The 8,570-nt window shown below is 45.3% G+C and carries 9 protein-coding genes; 8 read left to right on the forward strand and 1 reads right to left on the reverse strand.

What is annotated here, in order from left to right; all coding sequences use genetic code 11:
• The 4 genes from F1593_RS26520 to F1593_RS26530 form a co-directional block, all read left to right on the forward strand.
• Positions 1-523 (forward strand): RHS repeat-associated core domain-containing protein (locus F1593_RS26520; protein ID WP_149404568.1); only part of this gene is annotated, 523 nt, incomplete at its 5' end.
• Between the two features lie 1,288 nt (positions 524-1,811).
• Complete coding sequence (locus F1593_RS26525; protein WP_149404569.1) at positions 1,812-2,195, forward strand: RHS repeat-associated core domain-containing protein; 384 nt, start codon at positions 1,812-1,814, stop codon at positions 2,193-2,195.
• An 825-nt stretch (positions 2,196-3,020) separates the two neighbouring features.
• Positions 3,021-3,179: a hypothetical protein gene (locus F1593_RS28725; RefSeq protein ID WP_172632477.1), complete on the forward strand. Its 159-nt coding sequence runs from the start codon at positions 3,021-3,023 to the stop codon at positions 3,177-3,179.
• Between the two features lie 98 nt (positions 3,180-3,277).
• Positions 3,278-3,967, forward strand: coding sequence for an RHS repeat-associated core domain-containing protein (locus tag F1593_RS26530; protein ID WP_149404570.1), 690 nt, complete (start codon positions 3,278-3,280; stop codon positions 3,965-3,967).
• 507 nt (positions 3,968-4,474) lie between these two features.
• On the opposite strand, the gene F1593_RS26535 is transcribed toward F1593_RS26530, so the two are convergent.
• Positions 4,475-4,942, reverse strand: coding sequence for an HNH endonuclease (locus F1593_RS26535; protein WP_235932720.1), 468 nt, complete (start codon positions 4,940-4,942; stop codon positions 4,475-4,477).
• A gap of 111 nt (positions 4,943-5,053) precedes the next feature.
• Between F1593_RS26535 and F1593_RS26540 the strand changes: the two genes are divergently transcribed.
• The 4 genes from F1593_RS26540 to F1593_RS26555 all read left to right on the forward strand — a co-directional run bounded on the left by F1593_RS26540 (position 5,054) and on the right by F1593_RS26555 (position 8,202).
• Positions 5,054-5,377, forward strand: a complete 324-nt coding sequence (locus F1593_RS26540) for a hypothetical protein (RefSeq protein ID WP_149404571.1) — start codon at positions 5,054-5,056, stop codon at positions 5,375-5,377.
• Positions 5,378-5,641: 264 nt separating this feature from the next.
• Positions 5,642-6,148 (forward strand): hypothetical protein, encoded by a 507-nt coding sequence (locus F1593_RS26545; RefSeq protein WP_149404572.1) that lies wholly within the window; start codon positions 5,642-5,644, stop codon positions 6,146-6,148.
• Positions 6,149-6,383: 235 nt separating this feature from the next.
• Positions 6,384-7,142, forward strand: a complete 759-nt coding sequence (locus F1593_RS26550; protein ID WP_149404573.1) for a metallophosphoesterase family protein — start codon at positions 6,384-6,386, stop codon at positions 7,140-7,142.
• A 325-nt stretch (positions 7,143-7,467) separates the two neighbouring features.
• The gene (locus F1593_RS26555) at positions 7,468-8,202 is read left to right on the forward strand and encodes a hypothetical protein (RefSeq protein WP_149404574.1); all 735 of its coding nucleotides are present in this window, start codon (positions 7,468-7,470) and stop codon (positions 8,200-8,202) included.
• Positions 8,203-8,570: the final 368 nt, after the last annotated feature.

Consider the following 8,570-nt stretch of genomic DNA (forward strand, 5'->3'; position numbering starts at 1 on the left):
GCGAGGCTCCATTGTGGGCATGACCGATAGTGCTGGCAACCAGGTAGAGCACTATGACTATGATCCCTTTGGTGGCATCTCCTCGCAGAGTGGCACCGTCAGCAATCCCTGGCAATATGCTGGTGGCTACTATGATAGCACCACCGGCCTGACCAAATTTGGCATTCGCTACTACGATCCACAATTTGGTCGCTGGACCCAGGCAACACCCATCGGCGGCAGCTTACAGGAGGCGCTGAAGGCCAACCCGTATGTGTATGCGGATAATAATCCGGTGAATGAAGTTGATCCGAGTGGAAGGGATGGGATCAACTGCCTACTTAACTTAACAGGAATAACTCTTGCAGGCGTCGGTGGAATACTTGGTGGCATAATTGCTACGCCAATAGTTATAGGTATTGGAATTATAGTAGTGAGCTATGCTGCTATGGTAGCTTTCCTAATTGCAGAAGCTAGAACAAGTGATTGCAAGGAGCTCGGGACTATTACTATCAACTGGTCTACTATCACATGGAACCCATAGGGATCACTGATTGTGTTCACTTAAGTCTCATGGCAGTGATAGGATTGCTACACACAAATTACAGTAGGACGAGGAGGTACACTTATTTATTAGTGTACCTCCCAAAGAAACGAAATATTAGCATGCAACGAGAATCTCAAAGAAAGAGAAGAAGATGTCATATGATTTAGTGTCTCACTTGAGAAACCAGTTTACAGAGGGCTTCATCCAAGAGTTTTTTTGCTTATGCTATTGATGATCAAGCTTCGGTCTATTTGAATGATTGTTGGTCAATAACAAAAAGGTATATTGTTATTGACCAACAATCAATTGTGTATAGTAGCGCATTATCAATAGGTACATCTATTGTATAGATGATGTATCATACGCGAACCGATGATATAACATCTAAGAGACTGTTTAGAAGCCATTGTATCCACCTTCCGGTCACTTGAAAATGAACCCTTTGAAAAGAATAATTCATTGCAAAAGGGGCAAAATGCATCACATCAATCAAAAATTTGATGCATTCCTCTCGAAACAGATCCTTCTCTCAATACAAATGCCATCGGGCTGAGCCGAGAAATTGCCGTTTCACCGTTTCCAAACAGTCTCTAAGAAACACAGAGAAGGAAGATCAAATTTGCAGTACTTGCTCAATTTACTCACTGTTCAATAAAAAGTATTCGTAGAAATACGAGAAGGATTATCAGAAAGGGGCCATTTCTCTTATGTTTCGTTTCATCTTCACTCTCGCGGCTCTAGAAAAAATCCCAGTGTCTTTATTAGTTGTTTTTTTGTTTTGTGCTCTTGTATTCATATTATGTATATTTTGCATAACATACCTTATCCGTAAGTCTTCGAGAAAAAATCCCTTAGAAGGAGAAAGAACCACAAAAGGGTATCAACGTTCTCAAGTTATAATTGCAATAGGTCTCATTGTTGCAGCACTGCTGATGTTTGTAAGAGTCGCTATCTTGATGGCCATTCTTCCAAATAACAGGACAGGTTCTTTCGTTTTTCTTATTCTCGCCATTATTGATGTGCTGCTAATATGCTATGGCATATATCTCACCCGTGTACATAAGCCAGATGCCAAGATATAAGTATTTTTTTCAGGATTGAAGTTCCTACTACCCTTTTTGTTGTTGTATGGAGAACGCGCATCATCAGCTGGTGGATGCCAGCACATCGTGGAATAGAAGCCCGTGCGCAGGCTCGTTTGCCTTCTCTGCAAGAACGGAGATATCAAACGGTTGCGGTTCCTTCTCCTTCGTCCACAATGTGCTGATACAAGTTGCCTCACGATGTGGATACACAATACAGCTGGACACCCATCGGCGGCAGCTTGCAGGAGGCACTCAAGGCTAACCCGTATGTGTATGCGGATAATAATCCGGTGAATGAAGTCGATCCGAATGGAGCATTTAGTTTAACTGATGCCTGCTTGGTCGATTTAGTTGGTCTTGGTGGCATAACTTCAGCTGTGACTGGTCTATTTTCATTTCTAGGTAGTTCAGGGGCTGGGGGAGCAGTAGGAATACCTCTTGCAGCAGCTACTGGGCCAGGGGATGTTGCAATTGCAGGCCTTGCGGCTTCCCTATTCATTGGTTTAGCTGTAACGTCTAGCATTATTGGAATTATTGGGGTCATTGAAGGTGTTCCTACTGCTAAAAAAGATTGTGGATTATAGTTATTATATTTCGTTTTTAGAGAAAAACGAAATATAATAACTATAATCCACTCTGGAGAGGTAAAAGCTTTATCTTCTAATATAAATAGAGCTTTTATTTCTCTTCACAATCCTATCTTGGTCAAAAGATGCTCAAGTTTCACAAGCAAACAAGAATACATAAAAACAGGAAATAGCATAAACAGATAAATTATTTATGCGTTTCCCAGGGAGAAAGAAACATGTTAAGAAGCTTTTCATTCATCTGTGCAGTTATTTCATTTATAACAGCGCTTATAGCACTCATTCTATTACTCATTTTGATTTTTTGGGTAAAAATATACAACAATACATTTATATTAATACTCTTAGGGCTCATAATTCTACTATCTTATTCCTTAAGTTTCATACGTTATAAGATGCGTAAAAAAAATTGATTGATACTCATTCAACCAGAGCAATTTAACTTGTGTGTTTGGAGTGAACCCATTTTACCGAACACGGGGAGGTCGACTTCCATACGCTGATAGGTATGTGGTCTCAAAGGCGGGTGAATGTGAATGTCATTGCCTTGCAAGAGGAGATCTGTTTATGTCAGAAATGGAAACATATATCTCATACAACCTCAATTTGTTCGCTGACTATTAGCAACTCTACATTCAAGATAAACTAGCAGAAACAAATACCCCTGATGGTTGGGGAGAACATTAACCAGTCAGATGCTGGCGAGGTGCTACCAGTCGAATTTGTTGATCAGAAAGTTGCGGCTGTAGTGCAGGAGGATGGGCTACCGTGTGGGCATACGGCGGGGACGCTGCCATTGGAGAGGGCTTTGAGTAGGGTGCGTTGCTCGCCTGTGCTGAGTTCGCGTCCCCGTCGCAGGGCGGAATGACAGGCCAGGCCGATCAAGAGCTGATCTTCCCATTCGGGGCTGTCTTTGGCGGAGATTTCTGCCAGTTCTTGCAGGTGGGCGACCAGTTGCTCGCTTCCCTGGCTAGCTGGTAGTGATTTAATGATTATAAATAGGCAATGCTGCTCATTTCAGGCAAAATACGTAAACAATACAGATGCAACCAGTTTTTACACCAATCTGGGCCTGAGCAGTGAAAAACATCGGAGGAACCAATTACGAGTATGTCCGCTGTAGCTGTGGCATGCTCAATAGTGAACGCACCCCGGATGGCAAAGTCTCCTACTATCTCTTTGATGGGCGAGGCTCCATCGTGGGCATGACCGATAGTGCAGGTAACCAGGTGAAGCACTATGACTATGATCCCTTTGGTGGTATCTCCTCGCAGAGTGGCACCCTCAGCAATCCCTGGCAATATGCTGGCGGCTACTATGATAGTACCACCGGCCTGACCAAGTTTGGCATTCGTTACTATGATCCACAATTTGGTCGCTGGACACAGGCAACACCAATCGGTGGCAGCTTACAAGAGATGTTGAAAGCCAACCCATATGTCTATGCGGATAACAATCCGGTCAATGAGGTTGATCCCAGTGGGAAATTCACCATTAGTGGACAGTGTATAGGAGCAATATCAGGTATTGTTTTAGCAGGTGGATTGGGAGCGCTTTATGGAGGAAGCAATGCGGCTGCTATAGGGGCTGCAGTAGCAGCACTAACTTCTATTGGACCTTTAGGATGGATTGTTCTTGTTGGAGGGGCTTTAGTAGCAGCGGGGATTTCTTACGATGCAATATTGTTTTACTATAACAATACCATTGCACCTGCTTGTGGCTGGTCTCAATGGAACGGTTATCTCAACATAAGCATTAGCTTTGGTTAATTGAATTGAGGAAAGGGTAGTATCATGAGCATGTACTATCCTTTCCTATGTGAAGGGAAATGAGAATAGTGTTTAACGTTACCCCCCTTTTTGTTCCGTTAGGTATGGCGAGCGCCTCGATATTGTTAGGTGTCTTATACGTTTCACGCATGCAGGACTCTTCCAAACCACAAGAACAGGATGGGAAAAAGCGCGTTCAACTAAGGCGCGGAAAAGAATTCATTCGCCTTTTTTTTCTAGAAATATTTCCGTTGTTGTGCCTTGTAGGAAGCCTTTCTTCTTATTTTCCGTTGTGGACCGGGCTCTGGTTGTTTCTCTGGTTCCTTTATGTCTGTATACGCATCTTTCTTTTCTGCTTTAAATGGTATAGAGAAATGAAGAGGTCGTAGGGTAGACACCCAGCGAGGTACATTGCTGCCCTTTTCCGAATGTCCGCCGAGTAGCCAGGAGGCGTTACCGCCTCCAAGCCCTCTAAGAACGATACGAGCAAGTTTCTCTGCATATCGCTCAAGCCTTTCTAACGCCCCGCAAGGGACGCGGTTTCGAGACGGTTAATCCTTGGCGGTGAAGTTGTTCATGACAATCGGGATGCAGGAGCACACGGTTATCGGCCTCATCTCTGCCACCTTTACTTCGCCAGACGATATGATGACTATGCCATCCTGTCAATTTGGTGATTTTCTGGGTGCAGAGCGGGCAGAGGCCACCTTGTTGTTTCCAGAGATGGAGTAATTGCCGTTTCCCTTTCAGGTTGTGTACCATTTTCACAGCGAGACGTTTTTCAAAGTACGTCTCCCATTTGGGATCATATGGATTGGCTTCACTCTGGATTTTTGTATGTCGCTCAATGGCGATACTTTTTGCCTTGAACAGTTGAATGGGTTGAATGGCCCCTTTCTGTCCAAGAATTTCTCCGTGAAAAACCCAGTTTTGCCCTTCGATGGACGCGAAGTATTTCTTCTTTATCCACTTCATGGATTTCTTTGGGTGTCTCCTTTTGGCCCATTGCCACAAGGTGCAAAAATTGCGTGATCTACTTTTGAGAATGAACTTTAATATTATCAAATTCATGGTAAGGAGAAATCTATGTCATTCGCTAATACCACCATTATCGTTGTTTTTGTTATTGCCTGCGTTACCAGTTTTTTTACAGATATAAGAGAATATCAAAAAACTAGATTGAGGCTTCCTAACTATAAATGGTATAAACAACCATTTATACAAATGGGAAACACAACCTTTTTCCTGGCTTTGTTTTTTTTACTCATAGGCTGGCATGATTCGCTGCCTGACAATAATATAAGTACTAGAAGCTTTGTTTTTATGCTCGCTCTAGTCGTGCTTTTAGTGGCCGCAGTAAGTTGTCTTTTTATGCTTCGCTATTTCAAATTTTTTCAGTCGAAAGAGTAAAGTGAAAGGATACGATGCAACAGGACGCTTGTGACATTTTATCATTTATTGGGTCTCTATCCTTGCGGGTGAAAACGTGATTCATCGAAGGTTTCCCGCAAGAATTAGGTTGGCTCTATAGCTCACACCAACGAAATAGGGAGCACTTCACATTGTTACCTACACCGATGAAAAGGAAAAAGTGGAGTCACGCGTCCTTTGGGACGTTCCCACGCTCGGTACTGCGCCTGTCCCAGGTCTCGCGCCAGACACAATTGATTCATCATGATGCCCACCACCGTACTCCAGAGCTCAAATGGTGCGGGTCCATACGCCCGCACCCCACTCCACAGCTGGTTCGTGCTCTTGAGTGCCAGGCTGGCGTTGCCAGACATTGCGCCACTCTACGGTCATCGGTTTTCGCATGAGCATGGCTATCGCTATCTGAAGCAGGATCTGCTGTGGAGTACGGTGCGCGTCCATACGCCAGCGCAATTTGAGCTGTGGAGTACGGTGGTGGGCATCGTGATGAATCAGCTGCGCCTGGCCTGTGATCTGGGACAGGCACAGTATCGAGCCTGGGAACGACCAAAGGCAACCGTCACTCCCCGGCAAGTGCGCCGAGTGATGCCCTTGATTTTGGGACAGGTTGGCACCCCGGCTCGTGTGTGCCAACCACGTGGAAAATCGTCTGGGCGGGCCAAAGGGTTTCATCCCAAGAAAGCCACACGCTATGAGGTGGTCAAAAAAGGAAAAAAAGACGCGAAAAAGGACGAACCTGCGGTCGTCTGAGGTCCATCTAGCCCTCTGTATCATCTTTTTCCTTTCCATCTCAAGTGTACCGTTCTCTTAAGAAAAGCCCTATTTATCTAAACGTCAATCAAGACACATAAGTATGTGCAAGCAGAAATATTTTCACCTAGCCACGTATCAATGCTAATAGCATAGAATATATCTTTACTCCAAGACTTAGAGCTATTATACTATGGAAACGCCACATCGTAGAATGAGAAAGGTGCCATCCGTTATGAAAATTGCAGCATTGTATGATATTCATGGAAACCTACCAGCACTCAAGGCAGTACTCAAGGATCTCGAACGTATTCAGCCAGATACAATTGTTCTTGGAGGCGATATTGTCTCCGGCCCTTTTCCAAATCAAACGCTGGAATATCTCTGCCAACTTGATCTACCTGTCGTTGCGCTTCGTGGCAACGCTGAGCGCGAAGTGGTTACTGCTTTCGATGGTCAACTCTCCTCACTGAATCTGTCTAAGGATGCGGGCGAGGTTACGCAATGGGTGGCTCAACGCTTACAACCAGACCAGCGAGATGTTCTGGCACATCTTCCAGAACATGTCTCATTTTCTTTTGAGCCTCTTGGTGAGGTACTCTTCTGCCATGCCACACCACACAGCGATGAGGTGATCTTTACTCCACTCACTCCACAGGAACGGCTCCATATGCTTTTTCGTGGTGTTGAACAACAGGTTGTCATATGCGGACATACCCATATGCAATTTGAGTTACAAGTAGGCAATGTTCGTGTAATCAACGCGGGAAGCGTTGGCATGCCTTATGCTGATCGCCCAGGTGCATATTGGCTCTTGCTTGGGTCAGATGGAATTGAGTTTCATATGACTTCCTACGATCTGGAGGCTGCTGCTGCCATTGTGCGAACGAGCGGCTATCCACAAGCGCAAGATTTCGCGGAAGAGAATATACTCAAGATCCCGAGCGCAGAAGAGGCTATGGAATTCTTCGAGCGTAGTACAGCAGCAGGCTAAGACGCTATCAAAACTCTGGCAACGGGAAGCGATATTAGCACGTGAAAAATGCCTGCCTGGTGACACCACTGTACATGTGAAGCTGTGTGGACACAGAATGGCCGAGGGCATTGCAGATAGTGAACTGAAAATCTACCCTGGCGGGAGTCATGGCATGTTCCTTACTCACAAGGAGTGCCTCAACGAGGATCTGCTGGTCTTTATTCAAGGCTAAGGGGCTACACGGAAAGGGTCTCGCGCCACAGAAACATATGGCAGAGTGAGGGAGCCCTCCAGGAGCATATGACTGTTAGATATTTGAAAAAGGAGAAAATAAAGAGGAAGAATGGATACAAGCAATCATTTTGTACGATTAGCCGCATATAACAATGCCATCTGGTGCGATACCGTCTGCCGATCTCACAACGTCAAGGGAGAGTTTCACGAAGCCTTCTGGATAAGTCAGCATCAAACGCCCATGTACTACCCCAACCTGGTGACGCTTTCGCCAGCAACTCCCCTCACCCTTCATCAGGATGCTGTCGCCAAGTTTCTTACCATGAAGAAAGATTACCCCATTTCCGTGAAGGATAGCTTTGCAGTCTTGGATCTCACCCCGTTTGGATTTCATGAGCTTTTTCAAGCGGAGTGGATTTTTCGGCAAGCACCAGTAGATCTTTCTCATCAAAGAACGGCTGATCTCCAGTGGAAACAACTCACATCAGAGAAAGAGCTTCTTCGATGGGAAGAAGCATGGTCCCAAACAGCTTCGCCTCTCAATCACCTCTTTCTTCCTGCACTCTTACACAACGCTGACATCTGCATCATAGCGGCCTATAAAAAAAAACAGATTGTTGCGGGAGCGATTGCCAATAGGACGACGGAAGTAATTGGTCTCTCCAATGTTTTTGCCCCAAGCCAAGAAGAAGAACGGTATTGGGAAGGAATGCTCAGCCTGATAGCTACCCACTACCCCTCACTTCCGATTGTTGGATACGAACAGGATGAAAGCCTCACGATGGCATTGCAGATTGGATTTACCACTCTTGGGCCACTACGCGTATGGCTCAAAGAGGGATAATGGACTTTACAAGGTCGTCCTCTTAGCCTTTTCTGCAATTTGAGACCAGGCAACGGTCGAAGACGTAGTCATTCTGCACCTACTCCAACAAATGGAGGTGAAGCAAGAACTCCCTGCCTGCTGACGGAGTCTGGGTACGGATCCTGGCGTGCTTGCAAGCGTTTTTTTGGTGCACGACCATACCGCTTCATGAAGAGGAATGAAGGCGAGAGGAGCCATCCGTAGTAGTAGGAACCACCCTTCACGGGCAATACCGCTTAAATAGCGAGAAGCGGAGGAGATGAATTCTGTAGAGACCGACGAGGAATGGGTTGCAGGAAGTCGGCAAAGGTGGTGTTCTTCAAGGTGATGTTTTGATGCTTTGGTTT

The organism is Dictyobacter arantiisoli (assembly GCF_008326305.1).
GTDB lineage: Bacteria > Chloroflexota > Ktedonobacteria > Ktedonobacterales > Ktedonobacteraceae > Dictyobacter > Dictyobacter arantiisoli.